Annotated in this window: 30 protein-coding genes and 1 other annotated feature; of the genes, 10 read left to right on the top strand and 20 right to left on the bottom strand. The window is 36.1% G+C overall.

The features are described 5' to 3' along the window. Positions 1-103: 103 nt before the first annotated feature. The 9 genes from leuD to ACK1U5_RS11540 all read right to left on the bottom strand — a co-directional run bounded on the left by leuD (position 104) and on the right by ACK1U5_RS11540 (position 9531). Positions 104-685, bottom strand: coding sequence for a 3-isopropylmalate dehydratase small subunit (leuD, locus tag ACK1U5_RS11500; RefSeq protein ID WP_000433189.1), 582 nt, complete (start codon positions 683-685; stop codon positions 104-106). Next, positions 663-2057: a 3-isopropylmalate dehydratase large subunit gene (leuC, locus tag ACK1U5_RS11505; RefSeq protein WP_098202679.1), complete on the bottom strand. Its 1395-nt coding sequence runs from the start codon at positions 2055-2057 to the stop codon at positions 663-665. The genes leuD and leuC overlap by 23 nt, the downstream gene beginning before the upstream one ends. Continuing rightward, complete coding sequence (leuB, locus tag ACK1U5_RS11510; RefSeq protein WP_000415386.1) at positions 2057-3121, bottom strand: 3-isopropylmalate dehydrogenase; 1065 nt, start codon at positions 3119-3121, stop codon at positions 2057-2059. Before leuB ends, leuC begins: the two co-directional genes overlap by 1 nt. Positions 3122-3198: 77 nt before the next feature. After that, positions 3199-4719 (bottom strand): 2-isopropylmalate synthase, encoded by a 1521-nt coding sequence (gene leuA, locus ACK1U5_RS11515; protein ID WP_069604953.1) that lies wholly within the window; start codon positions 4717-4719, stop codon positions 3199-3201. Between the two features lies 1 nt (position 4720). After that, positions 4721-5731: a ketol-acid reductoisomerase gene (ilvC, locus tag ACK1U5_RS11520; RefSeq protein WP_069604954.1), complete on the bottom strand. Its 1011-nt coding sequence runs from the start codon at positions 5729-5731 to the stop codon at positions 4721-4723. Positions 5732-5757: 26 nt separating this feature from the next. Continuing rightward, positions 5758-6267 carry an acetolactate synthase small subunit gene (ilvN, locus tag ACK1U5_RS11525; RefSeq protein WP_000822952.1) on the bottom strand — a complete coding sequence of 170 codons (510 nt, stop codon included), beginning with the start codon at positions 6265-6267 and terminating at the stop codon, positions 5758-5760. Then, on the bottom strand, positions 6264-7964 hold the full coding sequence (gene ilvB / locus ACK1U5_RS11530; RefSeq protein WP_000095832.1) for an acetolactate synthase large subunit: 1701 nt from the start codon (positions 7962-7964) through the stop codon (positions 6264-6266). Before ilvB ends, ilvN begins: the two co-directional genes overlap by 4 nt. A 72-nt stretch (positions 7965-8036) precedes the next feature. Next, positions 8037-8264, bottom strand: a binding site (T-box leader). A gap of 15 nt (positions 8265-8279) precedes the next feature. After that, positions 8280-9176, bottom strand: coding sequence for a branched-chain-amino-acid transaminase (ilvE, locus tag ACK1U5_RS11535; protein ID WP_001005486.1), 897 nt, complete (start codon positions 9174-9176; stop codon positions 8280-8282). A gap of 118 nt (positions 9177-9294) precedes the next feature. After that, a complete protein-coding gene (locus ACK1U5_RS11540) occupies positions 9295-9531 on the bottom strand; it encodes a hypothetical protein (RefSeq protein WP_000794204.1) in 237 nt (78 codons plus the stop codon). Positions 9532-9590: 59 nt separating this feature from the next. Here ACK1U5_RS11540 and ACK1U5_RS11545 point away from each other — a divergent pair, with 59 nt between their 5' ends. Both ACK1U5_RS11545 and ACK1U5_RS11550 read left to right on the top strand, forming a co-directional pair. Then, entirely contained in the window at positions 9591-9830 is a 240-nt protein-coding gene (locus tag ACK1U5_RS11545; RefSeq protein WP_000752512.1) for a DUF3911 family protein, read from the top strand. Positions 9831-9916: 86 nt separating this feature from the next. Beyond that, the gene (locus ACK1U5_RS11550) at positions 9917-10156 is read left to right on the top strand and encodes a YkuS family protein (protein WP_000101017.1); all 240 of its coding nucleotides are present in this window, start codon (positions 9917-9919) and stop codon (positions 10154-10156) included. Between the two features lie 352 nt (positions 10157-10508). Here ACK1U5_RS11550 and ACK1U5_RS11555 read toward each other — a convergent pair whose 3' ends face one another. Together ACK1U5_RS11555 and ytfJ are read right to left on the bottom strand one after the other, a co-directional pair. Next, positions 10509-10598, bottom strand: coding sequence for a hypothetical protein (locus tag ACK1U5_RS11555; protein WP_000608227.1), 90 nt, complete (start codon positions 10596-10598; stop codon positions 10509-10511). A gap of 108 nt (positions 10599-10706) precedes the next feature. Further along, entirely contained in the window at positions 10707-11174 is a 468-nt protein-coding gene (gene ytfJ, locus ACK1U5_RS11560; protein WP_000204234.1) for a GerW family sporulation protein, read from the bottom strand. A 188-nt stretch (positions 11175-11362) separates the two neighbouring features. On the opposite strand from ytfJ, the gene ACK1U5_RS11565 reads away from it, so the two are divergent. After that, positions 11363-11737, top strand: a complete 375-nt coding sequence (locus ACK1U5_RS11565) for a hypothetical protein (protein WP_000136535.1) — start codon at positions 11363-11365, stop codon at positions 11735-11737. Between the two features lie 35 nt (positions 11738-11772). Here ACK1U5_RS11565 and ACK1U5_RS11570 read toward each other — a convergent pair whose 3' ends face one another. Then, the gene (locus ACK1U5_RS11570) at positions 11773-13116 is read right to left on the bottom strand and encodes a TrkH family potassium uptake protein (RefSeq protein WP_069604955.1); all 1344 of its coding nucleotides are present in this window, start codon (positions 13114-13116) and stop codon (positions 11773-11775) included. Positions 13117-14387: 1271 nt separating this feature from the next. Between ACK1U5_RS11570 and ACK1U5_RS11575 the strand changes: the two genes are divergently transcribed. Beyond that, entirely contained in the window at positions 14388-15623 is a 1236-nt protein-coding gene (locus ACK1U5_RS11575) for a dicarboxylate/amino acid:cation symporter (RefSeq protein WP_113710731.1), read from the top strand. Between the two features lie 22 nt (positions 15624-15645). Here ACK1U5_RS11575 and ACK1U5_RS11580 read toward each other — a convergent pair whose 3' ends face one another. Continuing rightward, a complete protein-coding gene (locus ACK1U5_RS11580) occupies positions 15646-15801 on the bottom strand; it encodes a hypothetical protein (protein ID WP_000184928.1) in 156 nt (51 codons plus the stop codon). A 154-nt stretch (positions 15802-15955) separates the two neighbouring features. Further along, a complete protein-coding gene (locus ACK1U5_RS11585; RefSeq protein WP_000081432.1) occupies positions 15956-16375 on the bottom strand; it encodes a MarR family winged helix-turn-helix transcriptional regulator in 420 nt (139 codons plus the stop codon). 160 nt (positions 16376-16535) lie between these two features. Between ACK1U5_RS11585 and ACK1U5_RS11590 the strand changes: the two genes are divergently transcribed. Together ACK1U5_RS11590 and ACK1U5_RS11595 are read left to right on the top strand one after the other, a co-directional pair. Then, the gene (locus ACK1U5_RS11590) at positions 16536-16967 is read left to right on the top strand and encodes a regulatory YrvL family protein (protein WP_069604785.1); all 432 of its coding nucleotides are present in this window, start codon (positions 16536-16538) and stop codon (positions 16965-16967) included. A 33-nt stretch (positions 16968-17000) separates the two neighbouring features. Beyond that, positions 17001-17588 (top strand): thioredoxin family protein, encoded by a 588-nt coding sequence (locus ACK1U5_RS11595; protein ID WP_113710732.1) that lies wholly within the window; start codon positions 17001-17003, stop codon positions 17586-17588. A 29-nt stretch (positions 17589-17617) separates the two neighbouring features. On the opposite strand, the gene uppP is transcribed toward ACK1U5_RS11595, so the two are convergent. Further along, positions 17618-18409 carry a bacitracin resistance undecaprenyl-diphosphatase gene (uppP, locus tag ACK1U5_RS11600; protein ID WP_000796256.1) on the bottom strand — a complete coding sequence of 264 codons (792 nt, stop codon included), beginning with the start codon at positions 18407-18409 and terminating at the stop codon, positions 17618-17620. A gap of 186 nt (positions 18410-18595) precedes the next feature. Here uppP and ACK1U5_RS11605 point away from each other — a divergent pair, with 186 nt between their 5' ends. From ACK1U5_RS11605 to ACK1U5_RS11615, 3 genes are all read left to right on the top strand, one after another. Beyond that, entirely contained in the window at positions 18596-19954 is a 1359-nt protein-coding gene (locus tag ACK1U5_RS11605) for an MATE family efflux transporter (RefSeq protein WP_000665550.1), read from the top strand. Between the two features lie 76 nt (positions 19955-20030). Continuing rightward, positions 20031-20204, top strand: a complete 174-nt coding sequence (locus tag ACK1U5_RS11610; RefSeq protein WP_000341062.1) for a hypothetical protein — start codon at positions 20031-20033, stop codon at positions 20202-20204. An 18-nt stretch (positions 20205-20222) separates the two neighbouring features. After that, on the top strand, positions 20223-20372 hold the full coding sequence (locus ACK1U5_RS11615) for a hypothetical protein (RefSeq protein WP_000743742.1): 150 nt from the start codon (positions 20223-20225) through the stop codon (positions 20370-20372). An 83-nt stretch (positions 20373-20455) separates the two neighbouring features. On the opposite strand, the gene ACK1U5_RS11620 is transcribed toward ACK1U5_RS11615, so the two are convergent. Continuing rightward, positions 20456-20974 carry a hypothetical protein gene (locus ACK1U5_RS11620; protein ID WP_000715262.1) on the bottom strand — a complete coding sequence of 173 codons (519 nt, stop codon included), beginning with the start codon at positions 20972-20974 and terminating at the stop codon, positions 20456-20458. An 83-nt stretch (positions 20975-21057) separates the two neighbouring features. Between ACK1U5_RS11620 and ACK1U5_RS11625 the strand changes: the two genes are divergently transcribed. Beyond that, the gene (locus tag ACK1U5_RS11625) at positions 21058-21960 is read left to right on the top strand and encodes an aminoglycoside phosphotransferase family protein (RefSeq protein WP_000378981.1); all 903 of its coding nucleotides are present in this window, start codon (positions 21058-21060) and stop codon (positions 21958-21960) included. 2 nt (positions 21961-21962) lie between these two features. On the opposite strand, the gene ACK1U5_RS11630 is transcribed toward ACK1U5_RS11625, so the two are convergent. The 4 genes from ACK1U5_RS11630 to ACK1U5_RS11645 form a co-directional block, all read right to left on the bottom strand. Beyond that, positions 21963-22124, bottom strand: a complete 162-nt coding sequence (locus ACK1U5_RS11630; RefSeq protein ID WP_000651084.1) for a hypothetical protein — start codon at positions 22122-22124, stop codon at positions 21963-21965. A 98-nt stretch (positions 22125-22222) separates the two neighbouring features. Then, complete coding sequence (locus ACK1U5_RS11635; protein WP_069604783.1) at positions 22223-22996, bottom strand: hypothetical protein; 774 nt, start codon at positions 22994-22996, stop codon at positions 22223-22225. Between the two features lie 24 nt (positions 22997-23020). Further along, complete coding sequence (locus ACK1U5_RS11640; protein WP_000041153.1) at positions 23021-23467, bottom strand: flavodoxin; 447 nt, start codon at positions 23465-23467, stop codon at positions 23021-23023. Next, positions 23460-23642 carry a hypothetical protein gene (locus tag ACK1U5_RS11645; protein ID WP_000929021.1) on the bottom strand — a complete coding sequence of 61 codons (183 nt, stop codon included), beginning with the start codon at positions 23640-23642 and terminating at the stop codon, positions 23460-23462. Before ACK1U5_RS11645 ends, ACK1U5_RS11640 begins: the two co-directional genes overlap by 8 nt. Between the last annotated feature and the right edge of the window lie 5 nt (positions 23643-23647).

The raw sequence follows: 23647 nt of genomic DNA on the forward strand, positions 1-23647 counted from the left end.
TGCACGATATTCATAATACTTACTCCCTTTCTCCTCTGATTTTCACATAGTATATAACAGTTAATTTTGAATGTAAATACATTTTTAATATTCCGTCACTTTTTTAATGTAAAGCCACTTTTCTTTCATACTCTTTTATTTCTTGTTCATATTGCATTGTAATACTAATTTCATCTAAACCATTTAATAACTTCTCTTTCCACATTTTCTCGATTGTAAAATGGAATCTATGCGTATTCGTTGTCATTATTTCATTTTCTAAATCAACTGTAATTTGTTCCCTCGCATCTGTTTTAGCAAGTTGTTCACGCATATCTTTATCCATTACAATCGGTAACATGCCATTCTTCATACAATTCATATAAAAGATATCGGCAAATCCTCCAGCGATAATAACGCGGAAACCATAATCAGCAAGCGCCCATGGAGCATGTTCTCTTGACGAGCCACATCCAAAATTATCACCTGTGATTAATATACTGGCTCCTTTTCTTTCTTGTGCATTAAGCGGGAAATTAGGGTTTTCTTGGCGATTATTATCATATCGCCACTCATCAAATAAAAACTTCCCAAACCCAGTTCTTTCAATTCTCTTTAAATATTGCTTCGGAATAATTTGATCTGTATCAATGTTATCATTCATCAGTACTGCGGCAGTACCTTTATGAATACGAAATGGCTCCATCATAACTCTCCTTTCTAATATCAACAAAATGACCATATAACGCAGCCGCTGCCGCCATTGCCGGGCTAACTAAATGCGTTCGTGCTCCCTTTCCTTGTCTTCCTTCAAAATTGCGATTTGACGTAGAGGCACAATGTTCCCCTTCAGGCACTTGATCTGGATTCATACCTAGACACATTGAGCATCCGGGCTCTCTCCATTCAAATCCAGCTTCTTCAAATATGCGATGTAATCCTTTATGCATCGCTGCTTCTCTTACCCTTTGAGATCCAGGTACAACAAGTGCTCGCACACCTTCTTTTACTTTTTTACCTTTCACGACAGATGCAGCAATTTCTAAGTCAGAAAGCCTGGAATTTGTACAAGATCCAATGAAAACATGTTGAACTGGAATGTCATACGTACTTTGTCCGGGACTCAATCCCATATAAGAAAACGCTCTTTCGTCATTTGCATCATGCTTTTCTGGCAATTTCTCATCGATCCGAACGCCCATACTAGGATTTGTTCCCCACGTAACGTACGGCGCTAAATCCGTAACATCTACTAGAATATGTAAATCATAAACTGCATCTAAATCTGTATAAAGTTCTGACCATTTTTTCTTAATAGATTCATAGTCTTTCGGTGCATATTTACGCCCTTTTACGTAAGCAACCGTTTTTTCATCTGGTACAATAATGCCAGCCTTTGCTCCCCCTTCAATTGCCATATTGCAAAGCGTCATCCTCTCTTCCATATCCATAGCATGAATGGCCTCTCCGTAAAATTCCATTACGTAACCTGTTCCAACTGCTACTCCGTACTTTGAAAGAAGGTGTAAAATAATATCTTTCGCATAAACACCTTGCGGTAACTTTCCTTTTAACTCAATGCCCATTGCTTTCGGCTTTCGTTGCCATAACGTTTGCGTCGCCAATACATGTTCCACTTCACTCGTACCAATACCAAACGCTAGTGCGCCAAAAGCACCGTGTGTTGCTGTATGACTATCACCACAAACAATCGTTTTTCCTGGCTGTGTGAGTCCAAGTTCTGGTCCTATTACATGAACGATCCCTTGCTCTTCATCTCCGATATCCGCTAATGGCACCTGAAATTGTTTACAGTTTTCCCGAAGTGTATCTAGTTGCTGCTTCGCAATGCGGTCGGTAATATTCCAAACATCTTTCGTTGGAATATTATGATCCATCGTTGCAAATGTTAAATCTGGTCTGCGGACTGTTCGATTTGTAAGCCGCAAGCCTTCAAAGGCTTGCGGTGACGTTACTTCATGAACAAGATGTAGATCGATATATAATAAATCCAATCCATTTTCATTAGTCGCAACTACATGTCTTTCCCAAAGCTTATCTAGTAACCTTTTCCCCATTATCTTCCTCTCCCTACTAACGCTTGCTCTTCCATTTCTTGAATAACTGCCTTTGTAAATGAAGTTGTCGTTTCAGTCCCCCCGATATCTGCTGTACATTTTCCTGATTTAAGGACTGCAGAAACTGCTTCTTCAATTGAATATCCTTCTCTCGTTAATCCGAACGATTGCCCAAGCATCATTGCAACAGAACGCATCATCGCAATTGGATTCGCCTTATTTTTCCCCGCAATATCCGGTGCTGATCCGTGAATAGGCTCGTATAATGAAGGCCCCTTTTCAGCGTGACTTGCTGATGGAAGCATTCCTAATGATCCAGCTAATACTGAAGCCTCATCACTTAAAATATCACCAAATAAATTTTCCGTTACAATAACGTCAAATCTTCCTGGATTCCGAATTAATTCCATAGCTGCTGCATCTACTAAAATGTGTTCTACTTCCACATTTGGGTAGCGAAGTGCTACTTCTTCTGTCACAGTTCTCCATAATTTACTAGACTCTAAAACATTCGCTTTATCAATAGATGTTACTTTTTTCTTCCGCTTATTCGCTAATTGAAAAGCATACGAAACGATACGTTCAATTTCATGGCGATGATACGTAAGTGTATCTGTCGCCACTTCTTCCGTTCGCTCTTTCGGATAAGAAAAATAAATTCCGCCTGTTAATTCACGAACGACAACGAAATCAATTTCATCAGCGTTTTTTAATGGTGATAAATGTGCAGTTGCACTTTCTACCGTTACAGGGCGAACATTCGCAAATACACCAAGTCCTTTTCTTAATGCTAATAATCCTTTCTCAGGCCTTTCTTTCGCACTATCCCACCTTGGTCCACCTACTGCTCCAAGTAAAACCGCATCACTCGCTAAACAGGCGGCAAGTGTTCGCTGTGGTAATGGTTGCCCAGTTAAATCGATAGCAACACCACCAAAGTACTCATCTTGCAAATGAAAATGATGTCCATATAGCCTTTCTACCATATGCAATACTTCCTTCGCACTTTCCATTACTTCTGGACCAACACCATCACCAGCTAAACAAACGATACGTTTTTCCATTTTTAACACTCCTTTTAACTGAATTTTCAGAACTTTAATTTAATAGGTGAGGAAAGCTTCTCTCACCTATCAAATATTTATTTCACAAGCGCTATAAGAGATTTTAATTTCCCTGCTGCATGGACATAAGCTCTCGCCGACGCTTCCAATACGTCTTGCGCAACTCCGAAACCTGATATTTGGTGACTACCTTCTTTTAATTCAACATGAACGTGAGCAAGTGCATCTTGACCTTGTGTAATAGATTGTATGCGATAATCTGCCAATTCACATTCTAATCCTAAAATTCTTTGAATCGCATTGTATATCGCTTCAATACTACCAGAACCAGTGGCTGCATCTTCATATACATTTCCTTCCTCATCCTTCAGCACAACTGTTGCGCATTGTGTACTATTTGATACGAAATGCACTTGTAATTGCGTAATGTTATATTGCTGAACTGCAAATGCTGCTTCACCAAGCATAAGTGCGCGTAAATCTTCTTCAGTAATTTCCTTTTTACGATCAGCCAATTTTTTAAATGCTTCGAATGCCGCATCTCGCTCTTCATTTGTAAATTCATAACCAAGCTCTTTCATTTTTTCCGTAAACGCATGACGGCCAGAATGTTTCCCAAGTACAAAGAGATTTTGAGATTCTCCTATAAGCGCTGGTTCGATAATTTCATAAGTTGTTACTTCTTTTAAAACCCCGTCTTGGTGAATGCCCGATTCATGAGCAAATGCATTCGCTCCAACGATTGCTTTATTTTTCGGTACAACCATACCCGTTAACCTGCTTACTAATATACTCGTCGCCTTAATTTCTTTTAAAGTCATTGAAGGCTCTGCTTTATAAAAATCTTTTCTAATATGAAGAGCTACCGCAACTTCTTCTAACGCTGCATTCCCTGCTCTTTCTCCAATGCCATTAATCGTTCCTTCTACTTGCAATGCTCCTCCTTCAACCGCAGCTAACGAATTTGCTACTGCCATACCAAGATCATCGTGACAATGACAAGAAAAAATCGCTTTTTCATATGATGGAACGGATTCTTGTAAGTATTTAAAAAGAGAATAATACTCTTCTGGATTCGTATATCCAACTGTATCCGGAATATTAATTACATTCGCTCCTGCTCGAATTGCAATTTCTACTGCTTCAGCTAAAAATGCTCTCGATGTTCTTGTCGCATCTTCTGCAGAAAATTGTACTGTCGGAAATAATGATTTTCCAAGCGTAACCGAGCGATGAATACTATTTAACACATCTTCTTTTGACATACAAAGTTTATATTTCATATGAATATCACTCGTAGCTAAAAATACGTGTAGACGAGGAGATACAGCACCTTTCACAGCTTCATATGCTCTTCGAATGTCACTTTCTTTCGCTCTAGCTAAACTCATAACCGTAGCATTTTGAATTGTATTCGCAATACGTTTTACCGATTGAAAGTCACCTTCGGAAGCTGCCGCGAATCCAGCTTCCATTACATGAATACCAAGCCTCTCTAATTGCCTAGCAATTTGTAATTTCTCTTGTTCATTTAAATTTACTCCTGGTGATTGTTCGCCATCACGAAGCGTTGTATCCATGAACAAAACCTGCTTCATATTATTTAACCCCTACCTTTACTCGCGGCTGTACGAAAGGCATCATTTCACGTAATTTACGTCCAACTACTTCGATTTCATGTTTATTCTCTTTCTCATTTGTCGCATGGAAATTTGGTCTTCCTGCTTTATGCTCTGCAATCCAGCCTCTTGCAAATGTACCATCTTGAATTTCTGCTAATACTGCCCTCATCGCTTTCTTCGTATCTTCAGTAACAACGCGTGGTCCTGATACGAAGTCTCCCCACTGCGCTGTATCTGAAACTGAATATCTCATATTTTCAAGTCCACCTTCGTACATAAGGTCAACGATTAGCTTCAGTTCATGTAAACATTCAAAATATGCAAGTTCAGGCTGATATCCTGCATCAACTAACGTTTCAAACCCTGCTTTTACAAGTGCAGTCACTCCGCCGCAGAGTACAGCTTGCTCTCCAAATAAATCTGTTTCTGTTTCTTCTTTAAACGTCGTTTCTAGTACACCAGCTCTCGTTGCTCCAATTCCGTCAGCATAAGAAAGTGCTTTTTCAGTCGCAACTCCTGTTGCATCTTGATATACTGCAAATAATGCAGGAACAGCCCCGCCCTCGGCGAACGTACGGCGTACGAGATGCCCCGGTCCTTTTGGCGCTACTAGAAATACATCTACATTAGCTGGTGGTTTTACTTGATCAAAGTGAACATTAAATCCATGTGCGAACACGAGAGAGTTTCCAGCCTGTAAATTTGGTGCAATTTCAGCTTCATATACTTCTGGTTGTAATTCATCAGGCAGTAGAATCATTACTACATCAGCTTTTTTCGCTGCTTCTGCTACTGTATATACAGAAAATCCATCTTCATTCGCTTTATTCCAAGACTTACCTTTTCTTAAACCTACTACTACATCAAATCCGTTATCACGTAAATTTTGCGCATGTGCATGACCTTGCGAGCCATATCCGATGATTGCTACTTTCTTTTCCTTTAATACATTTACTGTTACATCTTTCTCATAATAAACTTTTGCCATTTTCATTTCCCCCTATATTTAAATGATTATTGAATTAACATAACTTGCTTATCTTGTTTTTTCATACTACGTGTAAATGCTGTTACACCTGTTCTAGCAATTTCTTTCAAACCGTATGGACGAAGTAATTCAATTAACGCTTCTACTTTATCTTGCGTACCTGTTACTTGCACAACTATGGAATCCTTCCCAACATCTATTACAGCGGCTCGAAACGGTTCAATTAAACTATATAATTCTGCCCTCGCTACAGAAGTTGCTACTTTAATAAGAGCAAGCTCTCTAGCAATCATCGCTTCTTCTGTAATATCTGATACTTTCAGTACATCAATTTGCTTATGCAGTTGTTTAATTAACTGCTCCACTTGCTGTTCACTTTCAACGTGTACAACAATCGTCATTCGCGATATATCTGATGATTCTGTATGACCTACTGAAATACTTTCAATATTAAAATGTCTTCGTGTCATAACCCCTGTAATTCTGTTTAAAACACCACTTTGATTTCGAACTGTCGCTGTAACAATTCTCTTCACCCTTTTTCCACTCCCTCCATTTGGTGAACACCTTTTCCTGGCGCAACCATCGGCATAACCTTCTCTGATTGAAGTACACGACAATCAATTACGACTGGCTCTTGTAATTCAATAGCATGCTGGATTTGCTTCTTTGCAAGAAGTGGATCGTCAATACGAACACCTTTTATGCCATATGCATTCGCAAGAGCGACGAAATCTGGTTGGCATGGTAATAAAGAATGTGAATATCTTTGATTGTAAAATTCATCTTGCCATTGTCTTACCATTCCTAAAGCTTCATTATTTAAAATAAATACTTTAACGGGTAAAGCGTGTTCTTTTAATACACTTAATTCTTGTAGAGTCATTTGAAACCCAGCATCACCAACAATTGCAATAACTAATTCTTCAGGCTTTGCAATTTGCGCACCGATTGCTGCTGGAAATCCAAACCCCATCGTTCCTAACCCACCAGAAGTTACCCATTTATCTGGATTTTTCAGCGGATAATATTGGGCTGCCCACATTTGGTGTTGCCCAACGTCTGTTGTTACAATCGCTTCTCCCTTCGTAATTTCATATAACATATCAATTGCGTATTGGGGCTTAATACTTTCAGAATTTCTTTTATAAGAGAATGGATATTGTTCTTTTCTCCCCTTTAATAAAGTGATCCATTCATGATGATTTTCTTTTCCCCCTTCTGGTTCAAGTAATACTTCCAATGCCCGCTTAGCACTTGCAACAATAGGAATTTCAGTTGGCACATTTTTCCCGATTTCTGCTGGATCGATATCGATATGCGCAACAGTAGCCCCTTTAGCAAAATAAGCTAAATTCCCTGTAAGCCGATCATCAAATCTCGCGCCTATATTAATGAGTAAGTCACATTCATATAACGCCATATTTGCTGTATAAGAACCATGCATTCCTCCCATCCCTAGAAATAGTTCATCATCTGGTGGAAAACCACCAAGACCAAGTAATGTATGCACAACAGGGATTTCATATTTACGAGCAAAATTTGTCAATTCTTTCGAAGCTTTCGCATGCAATATACCCGCTCCAGCTAAAATTAACGGTTTTTTTGCGGTTTCAATTACTTTGAGTAATTTGTTTATTTGAAGTAGATTCGGTTCATAATTAGGGTTATATCCCGGTAAATCCATTTGTACATTGCTACATTGCTCACCTTTCTCGACTACCATATCTTTCGGAAGGTCAATAACGACTGGTCCTGGTCTTCCAGTTTTAGCAATATGAAATGCTTCTTTAATAATTCGAGGTAAATCTGAGGCCTTTCGCACTTGATAGTTATGTTTTGTCACTGGCATCGTAAGTCCCATAATATCTGCCTCTTGAAAAGCATCGCTCCCAATTAACGTTGTTGCTACTTGGCCTGTAAATACTACAAGTGGCAATGAATCAATCATCGCATCAGCTAGACCCGTAATTACATTTGTAGCGCCTGGCCCACTCGTTGCAATTACAACCCCTGGATGCCCTGTAATTCTGGCATACCCTTCAGCAGCGTGAATTGCTCCTTGCTCATGCCTTGTTAAAATATGCGGAATTTCACAATCATACAATGCATCATAGAGAGGTAAAACGGCACCACCCGGATAACCGAAAATCACTTCTACGCCTTCCTTTTCTAGCGCTTCTAACAATAGCTGTGCACCAGTTGCCAGTTTCTCTTCCGTTTTTGAAGACATTGTTCTTATAAGCCCCCTTTTTCAAACTTTTATACAATAAAAAAATCCTACGTCCACACTCCAGCTATGTGCTGAAGGGACGAAAGATTTCGCGGTACCACCCTTCTTCGCAAGAATACTCTTGCCTCAGTGATCCATAAATGGATCTAGCTAATAACGGAGCTACCGTCTAAGCCTAGACAAATGCTTTAGCTTAGCACTCAAGGGCGATGTTCGTCGACGTGAACCATCGGTTTTCAGCAACCACCGACTCTCTGTGAGGCTTCACAATCAACTACTCCTCCCTATCAACGCTTTCTTATGTTAAAAAAGTTGTTATCCAACTTTATTTTCTTCGTAAATTTTCTCTCCATCTTCTACAACTAACTTACGAAACTCTTCTAATAAACGGTTCGTATGTGGACCTGTTTGCCCTAAGCCAATCGTTCTACCATCTACTGTCGTAACAGCAATCACTTCAGCAGCTGTTCCTGTTAAAAACACTTCATCAGCTACATATACATCATGTCTTGTAAATAACTCTTCTCTTACGTCATACCCAAGTTTTTCGCCGATTTCTAAAATGGCGTTTCGTGTAATACCTTCTAACGCTCCAGCAGAACTTGGTGGTGTAATTAATTTATTTCCTTTAACAATAAACACGTTATCTCCTGATCCTTCAGCTACATATCCTTGATCATTTAACATAAGTGCTTCTTGTACTCCAGCTAATTTCGCTTCAATACGAACTAAAATATTGTTTAAGTAATTTAAAGATTTTACTTGAGGGGATAAAACATCGGGACGATTTCGGCGCGTTGCAACTGTTACAACTGGAATCCCTTTCTCATAATATTCTTGTGGGAATAAAGATAATTGTTCTGCAATTACTACTACATTCGGCTTCTTACATGAATCGGGATCCAATCCAAGATTTCCTGCTCCTCTTGATACAACAAGGCGAATGTATCCATTAGATAATTTATTTTGTCGAATCGTCTCAACAACAATATTTGTTACTTCATCTAATGAATATGGAATTTCTAAAAGGATTGATTTTGCTGATTCATACAGCCGGACAAGATGCTCTCTCAAACGGAAAACATTACCGCTATAAACTCTAATTCCTTCAAACACTCCATCGCCATATAAATAGCCATGATCATATACTGAAACTTTTGCCTCATCTTTTGGAACAAATTCTCCATTTAAGAAAATCCATTGCTCATTCACTAGAAGCGCCTCCTATGTTCTATGAATTTTTTATTGTTTCCTAGTTTACTCTCCTTTCTAAATAAATCAAGTGAATTTTTAGAAAATTTATAATTTTTATTCGTACGTACTTCTTTACTTATACTGATTTAACAACATTGTTAACGTTTACAAAAAAGTCAAAAATTTTTTCGCCAATTTCCACTAAAAAAAATATTTGTTTAAAAGAAGGATTTTCATCAATTGATACGAATCTATTGTATTCAATAAACGGACGTCCTATTTTATAAATCTGGGAATATATAACGACTTTTGCTGAAAAAGGGGGAAAATAACAAAAATAGCGCTGTCTAAAAATAACATTCATATTTTTCATTTCGTAATCATAATCCTATTTTTAAAAAACAATTTGTCAAAATAAAGGAGGAAATAAATATGGCGTGTGTACAAATTAAAGGAACGAGACAAGAGGTAGTAGAAATGCTGCAATTATTTGATCTAATGGATACGAAAGGTTTTTGTAAATTCGATAATTACGTAGAGGTAGAACCAAATACGAAAGAACATAATCATTTTATTGCTTCAATCGACATCCATTCAAATACTTCTTCAGCACAAGATACATTAAACGATCAATTCGTTAGTCAAATGCTTACTGGCGTATATAACGACTAAACAAAGATTTACTTCCTACCGTCTTTTCATAAATATATGCAGTGAACTTGAGCATACTAGCAATTAGATGGTAGGAGGTGATAATTATGGCTAGAATTGGCGTTGAAAACTCATTAACAGACGTTCAACAAGCTCTTCAACAACAAGGTCATGAAGTTGTTACACTTAACTCAGAACAGGATGCACAAGGGTGTGATTGTTGCATTGTAACTGGGCAAGATTCTAATGTGATGGGCATTGCAGATACATCAATTAAAGGATCAGTCATTACAGCTCACGGTTTAACAACGGATGAAATTTGTCAACAAGTTGAAAGTCGCACTTAAAAAATGAAAGAGGACCCCTTTTAAAAGGAGTCCTCTTTTTTATATTCACCTAACGGGAAAGTAACATATACTGGATGAAAGCCCTACCTCTCTCTCATCATTACGGTTCCACTGACCGCTCCTTGATTCACTAGTATACATATATAGCTTACAAATACAATTTATAGGGTTTGTTCACAAAAGTTGTTGATAAAATTACCCGATCTTTCGCAAACTTTTCGTATTGCATTCATAAGAGATATTTACTTTACACTAGCTGTAACCGAGACACGAATCAAAATTCTAACACCAATACAATAACTTGTCAACTTTTTCCCGCAAATTAAAAACAGACATTAACGGTTTGTCTGTTTTAGAATGGAGCTTTTTCTTTTATTACATATACAACAAAGCCGCTAACTAACATAAATAAGCCAACTACTAAGTTTTTGATATTAATCATAAATTCCTCTCCCTTATTCCACACATCATATATATTTACATTTCAATTATTCCGATCATCCTAAAGCGCACTTTTTCTAATATATCATAATTCCTAAAAAATGCAAGTTCACTTTTGACGACCATTCACAAATTTATCTACAGTGCTTGGTACAGTATTTAAAGCCTTTTCAATTAAATGTGTACTGCTGTTGAGATGTAATACTTGCACCCCATTAGAACCAACTACTAAAAAAGCTACTGGACTAATGGAAACCCCAGCCCCGCTTCCTCCTCCAAATGGATGCCCTTGTTTGTTCTCTTTATGCTGATTTTGCCCACCGTTATGTTTTTCAGTGATGAAATCCCCTTTAAAATCACTTCCACCAGCTCCAAAACCAAAAGCCACTTGAGATACTGTTAATACTACATTTCCGTCAGCTGTTGAAACCGGGCTCCCAACAATTGTATTTACATCTACCATCTCTTTTAAATTTGTCATTGCCGTTTTCATTAAATTTTCAATTGGATGTTCCATTATGTATTGCACCCTTTCCTCATTATTCCTTTTTATATTTTCCAAAATAGAGGAAGTCATACTAACTTTTCCTATTTCAAAAAAACATTTTCCTTCTTTTAAAAGATACTACTCCCTGTACATGCTCCGGTATAGTGAAACTTTAATCAGTGGGATGTGTACGTAGCTCGACTCCCACAAATAGCGGGATAAAAAAGAAAAAGAGATACATACTACTATTGAACCTTGTTATGAAAGGAGTCATGACTTTGACTGAGAAATTTGATGATTATAAAAAAAGAGATAGAATAGATAGTGATTATAGTGACTATAAAGAAGAGTACGCCGCTGAGGTTGCACCACAACGCATTGATTATGATTACGATGATAAAGACGATAAAGATGTTGTAAAATCGTCCGCTGCTGGATCAACTGCTGGTTTTATCGCTCTTGCGCTATCTATCTTATCGCTATTTACATTTCCAACACTATTTGGTCTTGTTTCTGTTTTACTCGGTATTTACGCTTATAATCGCGGCGCTACTGTAACTGGCGGTATCGCTGCAGTTGTCGGTGGAATTGCTGCACTTATCGCAATTTTATTCCGAGTAGCACTTATTGGTCTATTGTTCTCCCTGTTCTAAAAAAGAAAAAGGTATCTCGCTTAACGCGGGATACCTTATCCTGTAAACACATCTTCCGATGGATATTTTATTTTTTGTTTTGCTGGTCGCGCTAAAGAGAACACAAGTGTTAATGGTCCAATTAATCCGCAGAACATAACAAACATAATAATACATTTTCCGAATGCCGATAGCTTTGCAGTAATTCCCATCGTTAATCCGACTGTGCCAAACGCTGATATTGTCTCAAATAATAATTGAATAAAGCTGAAGTTTTCTGTAAGCATTAATATGAATACCGCTGCTAAAATAAGTATTTGACTGGCAACAGCAATCGCTAAGGCCCTCGTTACTGTCGACATTTTAATTGTACGCTGAAATAAAACAATTTCCTCCTTTTTTCTAAAGAAAGAAAGGACAGATGTAATTAAGATAACAAACGTCGTTAATTTAATTCCTCCACCTGTCGATACACTTCCTGCACCAATAAACATTAAAATCATCGTAAATAATATAGATGATTCTTCCATACCTCCATAGTCAACCGTATTAAATCCAGCTGTCCGCGGAGTAATACCTTGAAAGAAGGAAGCCCATAGTTTTTCATTTAAAGATAAACTCCCTAACGTCTTCACATTATTATATTCCAATACAAAAATCACAATCATTGCTATAACATTTAGTACTACTGTTCCAATAATCATTATTTTTGAGTGAAGTGATAATTTTCGAAAACTGCGACTATACCATATATCAATTAATACGGTAAAACCGAGTCCACCAATTACAATTAAAGAGCAAATCCCAATATTAATAATGGGATCCCCTACATATCTTGTTAAATTATCTGGCCATAAAGCAAACCCTGCATTATTATAAGATGCAATTACATGAAAAATACTATAGTATAAACCTTTTCCAAAACCAAACTCTGGAATAAAGCGAAACGATAAAAAGATGACCCCAATAAGTTCAATACAAATCGAAAATATAAAGACACGCTTTACTAATTTTACAAGACCACCTATATTTGTTTGATTAAATGCTTCTCCAATTAATAAACGATGGCGTAATCCGATTTTTTTACCTAGTACCCAAACAATTAAAATGGCAATTGTCATAAGACCTAGACCACCTGTTTGAATTAAAAACATAATAACAATTTCGCCAAACATCGTAAATGTACTTGCTGTATCCACTACTCCCAAACCAGTTACGGTCGCTGCTGACGTTGCTGTAAAGAAAGCATCTACCCAACTAATATGTGCTTTCGTTGCGAATGGTAATTTTAATAACAAACCGCCAACCACAATTAAGCAGAAAAAGCCTAATGCTAATATTTGTGGTGGGTTTAATCGTATAAGACGATTATACAGCCCTTGTTTTTTTGTTACGTCCATATCACTAACTCCCTTATTAAAGTGAAGCTTCCCCTCATACAATAAAAAGCTTTTTAAAAGCCCTTAAATAATTGGGACAAACCTTATATTCTCATAATATAGTTGAGCATAATCTTTTTTTTCATAGATTACAACTTTTATTTATATTCAGATTCCTTTTCGTTTTATGCTGGAAAACTCTATATCCTAATTCTATATTGCTAGCAATAACAATTTCATATGTACTATCTTTCAAATCCCCATATCTTTCACTCTATGTTCACATAGAGGTCACATCCACCTTTTATAGTATATGTATCGAAGCTGTTCCTCCCTAATTTATAAGACATTCCCCAGTGTCTTTGAATAGCTTCCATCCCTAATTAAATTGACATAAATTGTCCCCTTCCATTGACCATCTTATAAATGATGGTCTTATTTTTTGTTTGCTTTATCTTTTATTCCGCTATTTGTGGGCAATAAACGCCCGATTGGTTAAGGCTAATAATCAACAGGGGATGAACAAAAAACACTCATTAAATTTTCATTTTATTTAAAACTCCCTCTCTCTTTCACTCTATATTCACACAGAGGTCACATCTATCTTTTATAGTATATGTATCGAAGTTGTTCCTCCCTAATTTATAAGACATTCCCCAGTGTCTTAAAGCAACTTCCATCCCTAATTAAATTGACATAAATTGTCCCCTTCCTTGACCATCTTATAAATGATGGTCTTATTTTTTTGTCTTTCTATCTTTTATTTAAAACTCCCTCTCTCTTTCACTCTATGTTCACACAGAGGTCACATCTACCTTTTATAGTATATGTATCGAAGTTGTTCCTCCCTAATTTATAAGACATTCCCCAGTGTCTTTGAACAGCTTCCATCCCTAATTAAATTGACATAAATTGTCCCCTTCCTTGACCATCTTATGTGATGGTCTTATTTTTTGTCTTTCTATCTTTTATTTAAAACTCCCTCTCTCTTTCACCCTATGTTCACATGAGAGTCACACCTACCTTTTATAGTATATGTATTGAAGTTGTTCCTCCCTAATTTATAAGACATTCCCCAGTGTCTTAAAGCAACTTCCATCCCTAATTAAATTGACATAAATTGTCCCCTTCCCTAGACCATCCTATGTGATGGTCTATTTTATTTTCCAAACACAAAATCAGTCTATCTACACCTAAAAACCAAAAGATTCAGAAAATATTGTTAAATTAGGGATTTTTTCGGTATAATTACTTTAGAAAAAAATTTCACAAAAACAAAAGGGGGGATTTTATTGAAACAAACAAAAGCAATCTTAATCGCATTATTTCTAGGTCTAGTTGTTGGACTCACTCTAAATTTAACTGCTCCATCTATCTTTGAGCCACTAAATCAATATGTGTTCAACCCAATTGGTCAATTGTTTATTCGACTTATTAAAATGCTAGTTGTTCCTGTTGTGTTCATTTCTATCGTACTTGGTGCTGCCGGCCTTGGAGATCCGAAACAACTTGGAAGAATCGGTTTAAAATCAATTTCATTCTTTCTCGTAACAACTGCGGTTGCCATCTCTATAGCGGTTACATTTGCACTTATTATAAAACCAGGAGCTGGCGGTAATTTTAAAACAGAAGGTCTTACGTATGAAGGTGCAAAAACTGAAACATCTTTCGTTGACACATTGCTAAATATCGTACCAGATAACCCAGCAAAAGCGATGGCTGACGGAAACATGTTACAAATCATTGCCTTTGCCGTATTGATTGGACTCGGTATAGCTATTTTAGGAAAACGAGTTCAAGGTATCCATTCATTACTTGAACAGGGCAACGAATTAATGATGTATCTTGTTAATCTCGTTATGAAATTAGCCCCAATTGGAACATTCGGTTTGCTCGCTTCATCCGTTGGTAAAATGGGGCTTGCAGGCGTCGCTGCGATGTTCAAGTATATGATTGTCGTTATGTTAGTACTCATTATTCACGGGGTCTTTGTATATGGTGGCTTATTAAAGATATTAGCAAAAGAAAGTATTGTTCGTTTCTTTAAACATTTCGGGCCAGTAATGGCAATTGGATTTAGTACATCTAGCTCTAATGCATCGCTTCCATTTGCAATGAAAACAGCACAAGATAAGCTTGGCGTTCCAAAAGCGATAAGCTCATTTGTACAACCACTAGGGGCAACTATTAATATGGATGGTACTGCCATTATGCAAGGAGTAGCCACTGTATTTATCGCTCAAGTATACGGAGTTGAACTTACATTACCGCAATTAGCTATGGTCGTATTAACTGCTGTACTAGCTAGTATCGGTACTGCTGGTGTACCTGGTGTTGGACTTGTAATGCTTACAATGGTTTTAAATCAAGTAAATCTACCAGTAGAAGGTATCGCTTTAATTATCGGTATTGACCGTATTCTAGATATGTCTAGAACAGCCGTAAACATTTCTGGGGATGCAATTTGCGCAATGATTGTCGCAAAATCAGAAGAAAAATATAATACGGATCAATCGGCAGCATCGTAAATCAAAAAAGGAGTGAATTAATTCACTCCTTTTTTGATTTACTCCCTTTTTTAGAACGATATTCTTTCCCTTTATTATCATTACCAGTTTCAAATTCAGTGCTAAATTCCTGATTAAACTGGCCGGACTTTGGTGATCCTTGATTACCGCTCCCTTTACTACCGTTACGATTCGTCATATTTCTCCCTCCTTCCTTGTATTAGTAGTATGGCGCTCTATGTTTTTTCATACACATTTTATTTATTAACATCTATTACACACGAAAGAAGATCTCCCATCTATAAGGAAGACCTTCTATTTTATCACGTAAGCGTTTTCTTGTTTATAATCACTTAAATAAGTTTTTTGGAAATTGAAATCATTACATTCATTTCATCTTCTGAAAGTGCAGAGAATCTTTCTTGTAAATATTGTTTTTTTGCATCTTCCATTTTCGCAACTAAATCTTTCCCTTGTTCTGTAATCTCTAAATACACAACTCGGCGATCTGATGTAGAACGTGAACGAGTTACAAAACCTTTATTAATTAATTTTTCTGTAACAGCTGTAATATGACTATTCGACACATTTAATTCATTTGCTACACGCGATACCATTTCTTTATTCGTACGATTTAATATTCTTAGGACGATGAATTCATTCCACGGTATGTAACCACCGAATATTTTTCCGATATCATTACGCAACGTGCGAAACATAGCAAACACATTTGTCGATAGTTCTTCCATTAATTGCTCTCGATTTTGAGACAACATTGACAGCTCCTTTTATTTCATTTAGTTAAATAAAAACCTTATTAATAATTTTACATGAAATCTTACTTTTTGTCACCTTATTTTCCCATAATTCGTAGTTTTTTAATATGTAGTTCATGATAAAATGAAGTCAACTTCCAGAAAAAGGGGTATTTTAATGCATGAGGAGGATAGGTTCTCAAATCTCAGCCTAATAGATAAAACAATTATCATTAGTATTATTGCTCTTTTTCTCATTATAGTTTTTACATTTATATTTTTTGTATATGTAGGAATCTTTCAAATTACAGGTATAGCGTATAGTTCACGTACTGCTTTACTTCTCTTTTTTTTATTAATCACTTTCTTAGATGGTATTACATTATTTATTTTCAGTTTCTTCAAAGCGTTGCTATATCCATTGACTCAAAACATGCCAAATTGGATTTCTCTCACTCTTTTCTCATTCATTGAAATTACACTAGATTGGTTCGTCATTCATACTGCTGATGATTGGATAGAAAGCGTACAAATGTCCAACTTAACTGAATTATGTGTCGTACTATTCTTTTTTCTATTAAATAAATTATTAAGTGACAAGAAAGAGTAAGAATACAAGCTTTTCTATATAAAAATTGGTACAATGAAAGCAAATCTTACTAAAGAGGTGTTAATTATGAACTTACAACAATGGGCTGATAAAGGTATGTCCTTTGATACATATGTGAATGAAATGAAAGTAAACCAATACGAGCTACTACACATTTACAATAACTTTTTAATTCCAAATGAATTACTTCCTGTATTAGAAGAACGTCAAAATGATGGCTGGCGTGTTATCGTATTAACTGCTGATTGGTGTGGCGATGCTCTTTTATGTGTACCTGTTATGAAACGAATTTCTGAAGTTGCAAATATTGATATGAGTTTATTAATTCGCGATGAAAACTTAGAATTAATGGATCAATATTTAACAAATGGAACAGCACGTGCGATTCCAATCTTTATTTTCATTGATAAAGATGGAAATGAACAAGCCGTCTTTGGACCACGCGCTCCAAAAGTACAAGAATTAGTAACTTCAATGCGCGCTACATTACCTGAAAAAGAAGATCCAACATTCGAAGAAAAACAAAAAGAAATGTATGCTAATTTCCGTGCTACATTAGCTGATGATACTTCTCTTTGGGAACATGTAATGGAAAACATGATAGAAAAATTAGTAAAATAAAAACCTGCCGAGCTCGGCAGGTTTTTATTTTACATAATGAAGAAATAGAATACCGCAGCTAAAATGAAACGATAATAAGCGAACGGTGTTAGTTTTACACGAGATAATAATTTCAAGAATGAAACAATTGCAAGCATCGCAACAACGAATGCAGTTACAAATCCTGTTACAAATAGCGTTATATCTGCTGAGCTTAATACATCCCAGCTTTTAATTAAATCTAAGCCACTTGCAGCTACCATCATCGGTACCGCTAAAATGAACGTATATTCAGCTGCCGCTGTATGCGACACGCGAGCTAATAAACCACCACTTATTGTAGAACCAGAACGAGAAAATCCTGGCCAAAGAGCTAAACATTGGAACATTCCAATTGTAAATGCCTGTTTATATGTGATTTCATCTAACGTTCTTGCTGTACTTGGTTTTGAAAACTTCTCAGCAACAATCATTAAAATACCACCGGCTACTAAGCTAATAACAACTGGTCCTGGACCAAATAAAACCTCTTTAATAGTGCTATGGAATAATACGCCAAGTACCCCGGCAGGAATCATCCCGATAATAATATGTAATAAATTTAACGATGGTCCGTCTGTTACTTTACCTATTCCAACTAACGACCATAGACGCTTCCAAAATATAACAACAACTGCTAAAATCGATCCCAATTGGATAACAACTTCAAAAACTTTCGCTCTCTCATCGTCAAATCCAATTAAATGTCCTGTTAAAATCATATGTCCTGTTGATGATACTGGTAGAAACTCTGTTAACCCTTCAACAGCACCCATGATTAAACCAATTAACCAATCAGCCACAAGTAGTGCCTCCTTAATAACAAATAATATGTAATTTTTTCACACCTTATCATAATACCTTATCCCTTTTCAAAGTGCATCCTTTTTTTATTGGTTTCATATGTTGTAGGCGCGTATTTCTTTTCTAATCTTTGATTAAATTGTATGATAGTAAGAGTTTGTTTTTTTATACGGAAAGGGGATTTTATGAAAGAAACTACTTCATTCTCACAAAAGTTAAAACAATTTGTATTACTATTTTTTCCGATTTTCGTAACGCAAATGTCATTATTTGCGATGAGTTTTTTTGATACAACAATGTCAGGACATGCAAGCCCAACTGATTTAGCAGGTGTCGCAATTGGAACAAGTATATGGATTCCAGTTAGTACTGGGTTAACAGGGATTTTAATGGCCACGACTCCCATTGTTGCCCAGCTCGTTGGGTCCAAGAAAAAAGAGGACGTTCCTCACGTTGTCATACAAGCAGTTTATTTAGCAATTTGTGCTAGCTTCGTTGTTATCCTCATCGGTTTCTTCGTCGTTTCACCTATTTTAAACGGCATGCGCTTAGAAGAACCTGTGGAACGTATTGCAGCTCAATTTTTAAGTATTATCGCAATAGGAATTATACCTTTATTCACTTACACGGTTTTACGTGGATTTATTGATGCATTAGGAAAAACTCGAACAACGATGATTATTACATTACTATCATTACCAATTAACGTAATATTAAATTACTTATTAATCTTTGGTAACTTCGGTTTCCCAAAGCTTGGTGGTGTTGGAGCGGCAATTGCTTCCACTGCAACATATTGGTGCATTTTAATTATTACAGTCATTATTATTCAGACGAAAGAGCCTTTTGCCTCTTTCAACATTTTCAAACAATTATACCGCCCTTCTCTTTCGAGTTGGACAGCATTCTTAAAGCTTGGCGTCCCTATCGGATTTGCTATCTTTTTTGAAACGAGTATTTTCGCTGCGGTAACGCTTATGATGAGTAATTTTAGTACGACAACTATTGCAGCTCACCAAGCAGCTATGAACTTTGCTTCCTTGTTATATATGACTCCGCTAAGTTTAGCAATGGCAATGACTATTGCGGTCGGATTCGAAGTTGGTGCAAAACGTTTCGATAATGCAAAACAATACGGACTGATTGGAATTGGATTAGCCCTTGCCTTTGCTTTATTATATTCGATTCTTCTCTACTTCTTTGATGATCAAATTGCTTCTATTTATACGACAGATGCAAAAGTTCATCATTTAGCAAAAGAATTTCTTATCTTTGCGATTTTATTTCAAATTTCAGATGCAATTGCAACCCCTGTACAAGGAGCTCTGCGTGGTTATAAAGATGTAAATGTCGCTCTAATTATGACTTTAATTGCTTATTGGATAATAGGTCTACCACTAGGTTATATATTAGCAACGTATACAGAATGGGCCGCAAAAGGCTATTGGATCGGTCTTATTATCGGTCTAGCATTTGGCGCTGCCTTCCTACTTATCCGTCTCTTTCAAGTACAACGAAAATATACAACACAAAACAGCCGCTAATAATAAAGCGGCTGTTTTCTTTATGCATATTTTTTCTTGTAACGTATAATATAATGAACAAGAAAGGTGGGTACATATGGACGACAAAGAAAAAAAGCAATCATTCGATGAAGAATTTGCCCCTGAAATTTCACCTGGATATCGGCAAGATGTACATAAGCCACCTAAATATAAAAACACTTCGTTTTTAATGGGCATTACCATTTTCGCTGCTGTATTACTCATACTTATCATTTTCGTTTATTTTTGATGAAAGGTGGCCTATTATATGAAGAAACAAGATTCCAATCGTTCAAAAAGAACTGTTAAAACACAAAAAGGATATGCAGGGGATTCTGTTCATACCCTTAAACAAGTCGAGCAAGGAAATTTATATATTGCTCAAAAAGAACTTGGTCAACAAAATGAAAATCTTTAAAGGCCCTTTATTCCTTGAGGGCCTTTTTATTCCGCATTAAGTAGTACACACCCCAAAATGTTCTATTGAGCAATGAATTTCCTTTATTGTACGCGCTGCTTTTGTTCTAGCACCATAAATATATTATTAACCTTTACAATTTTCACTTCATAATTCAATTTCATTTCGCTTCTCTTACCATTTTCAGTACCCGCAACGTACGCTACAGCTTGATAAAGAAAACTCTCATCGGTCTCTTCACGTATCTCCTCGTTTGTAAATTTATACTCTAAATCTCGAAAACGATTTGGATAATAATTTCCCATTAATTGTTCATACCCTCTATTTAAAAATAGTTCTTCACCTTTTCGTTTCACATCTTCTTTATTAGTAGACCCAAACACTGATAGTTGCTCGGTCACAAAATGCTCTCCTACCTTTTTCATTTCATTATGAGTTAAATTTTCTATACTTTTGTTCTTTAACTCCTTATTTAACTCGTACTGATCAATCGGTTTAAAGGTAGCAAAAACCTCCTCTTTATATGACCATAACAATATAAAAGCGATACATAGAGAACTGATTAACAGTCTTTTTTTCGTAATACTCCCGCCCTTCTTAATAATGATAGCTATATTTTAACATATAGAAAGAAAATTCTGATATCACAAAGTGGAATAACTTAACTTAGAAACGAGGAACAATTATGGACTCTTACAAACATTATATAAAAGAAGCTTTGCCTAATCTTTCTATACATTCATATAAACAAAATGAAGAAGGATGGGATAATGTAGCAGTTATAGTAAATGATGAGCTATTGTTTCGTTTCCCGCGAAAACAGGAATATGCGATGCGAATTCCGTTAGAAAAAGAACTATGCGCAATTCTCACTCAATCACTACAAGAAATCGAAGTTCCACAATATCACCTAATTTATAAAAATGAATCTGATGAGGTTCCTCTTTGTAGTTACTATACTCTCATTCATGGTGAACCATTAAAAACAGACACAGTTGCCACGCTGGAGGATCCAGAGCTGAAAGCAATTATTACACAATTAGCTACTTTCCTTGCGGTACTACATAGCATTCCTTTACACCAAGTTACAACGCTATGTTTCCCTATTGAAAAAACATGTACCTACTGGAAAGAGCTACAAACAAAATTAAACCAATATCTCACTACTAGCCTTACTTCATTACAGAAACTAGCCTTAAATCGCTTATTTGAAAATTTCTTTGCATGTTTAGCTACATCCACTTTTCAAAACACAATCATTCACGCTGATTTTACTCATCATCACATTTTATTTAACAAGCATAACAAAAGTATTTCAGGTGTTATCGATTTTGGTGATGCGCAAATTGGCGATCCTGCTTTTGATTTTGCAGGACTATATTATGATTTCGGACATGAGTTTACTACATCTGTATATGAACAGTACAGTACACTTATTTCTCATCATGATCCATTACTCATTCATCGCATTACTATCTTCTATCAATACAGTCCTTTACTACATAATATTATTTATAACTTTGAGTCAGAGAATAAACTCGAATTCATTACAGGCACAGAACAGCTAAAAACGATATTACAGGGATGAGATTACATTCTCTCCCTATATACTCTCTCCTCATACAACATTAACTTTTTATCCATTTCAACAATGACTTTATACAGTTGAAATGCTTGTAAAATTTGCAGTTGAATTTCAAAAGGAGCATTCTGTTCTTTTAACCACTGAAATACTTTCGTTTCATCTTTCATTGATTATTCCTCCCTTTATTAAAATCTGCTACAAATATACGGTAAATGATGAAAAGCTTTTCATGTCAACAACAAAAAAGGATGCAAAGTTGCATCCTTTAATGTACGATATTTTTCTTCTGCTCCGCTTCTTTCTTTACTTCTTCCCCTTGGCATTCACTACGAAATGCACAACTTATACACTCAGAACGAAAATGACGCTCTGTATAATGCTCAGGTTGTTGCAACATTTCTTTCATTCTAGATAAATCAGCCATTCCAGTTATAATATCTTCCTGTTTTGGAATGTACTCATACTTAGTTCCTTCTATTAAATTAATAACTTCAATCTTTCCTGGAAGAACGCCGAAAGCTTTATAACTGAATACTGTCATTAGCTTCTGACAAAGAGCAAGCATTTCCTCATCCGCATCGACGACATACTTTTTAATTACAAACGCCCCAGCACTCCACTCACCAACTTCAAATGTCAATGACATGTGGACACCTAACTCTTCCATATATGTTTGAAACTTCTCGTATAAAAACAATGGTGGTGTCTGACTATCATCCTTTTCAACAAACTGTAATAAGTGATCCGTTAGCTTAGCTAATACAATATAGTACTCCGTCTTCGAAGCAAACATATTAATCCTTACTTTTTTCCAATACTTTTCTATTAATATTAAAAGTACAATTTTCGTTTGTTGACCCGCAGGTAGCGTGTAATACTCGTTAATAATTTGATTGACAATCATTTGTGCTATTTGTTGCCATTCAAATGAAGAAGGTTCTCTTCTTTTTATATGACGAAAATAAAATTTATGCGGACAACGCATAAAATCATACAAATGATAATCTGTCATCGTTTTGATTGAGATTTTCTCATGCACTTGCTCTTCATCTCCCTTCTGCCATTAAGAAAGGTGTTTTACAAATTCAGCTCCAAACTGTAAACATTTTTCTACATCTTCATCTTCTGGCGTTAATTCTACTTTTAGTCCTTCTAACACAACTGCTGCCCCGCGCTCTTGTAGCTTTTCTATTAAAATGTCAACTGCCACTCCGTATTTCGGATAAGCCGAATCACATGATCCGAATACTGCCGCTTTTTTCCCAGTTAAATCAATAGAATCCATTGCATCATAAAAATCTAAGAAATCATCAGGAAGATCACCATCTCCCCAAGTGTATGCACCTAAAATAATTCCATCATACTGTTCTAATATAGAAGCTTCTGGTGAATCCATAATATCAATAACTTCAATTTCATTTTCTGTTTCACGAATTACGCCGGCAATGTGGTCAGCCATTTCCTCGGTATTTCCACTCATACTTGCAAAAATCATTACTAACTTACTCAACTGAACCTCTCCCTTTACTTTGTATCTCTTTTTCTGTTTGAATGCTCTTCTTCTCATCTACATATTCAGACCGAATTACATTTCTTTGCCATTCCATATGCTGATCAACATCTTTATCTTTATTTTTATCTTTTAATCCCCTCCGCAGAAGGTGAAAATTTTTTCTCATTAACATGTCGC

It is taken from the genome of Bacillus sp. XB1, from assembly GCF_053557995.1.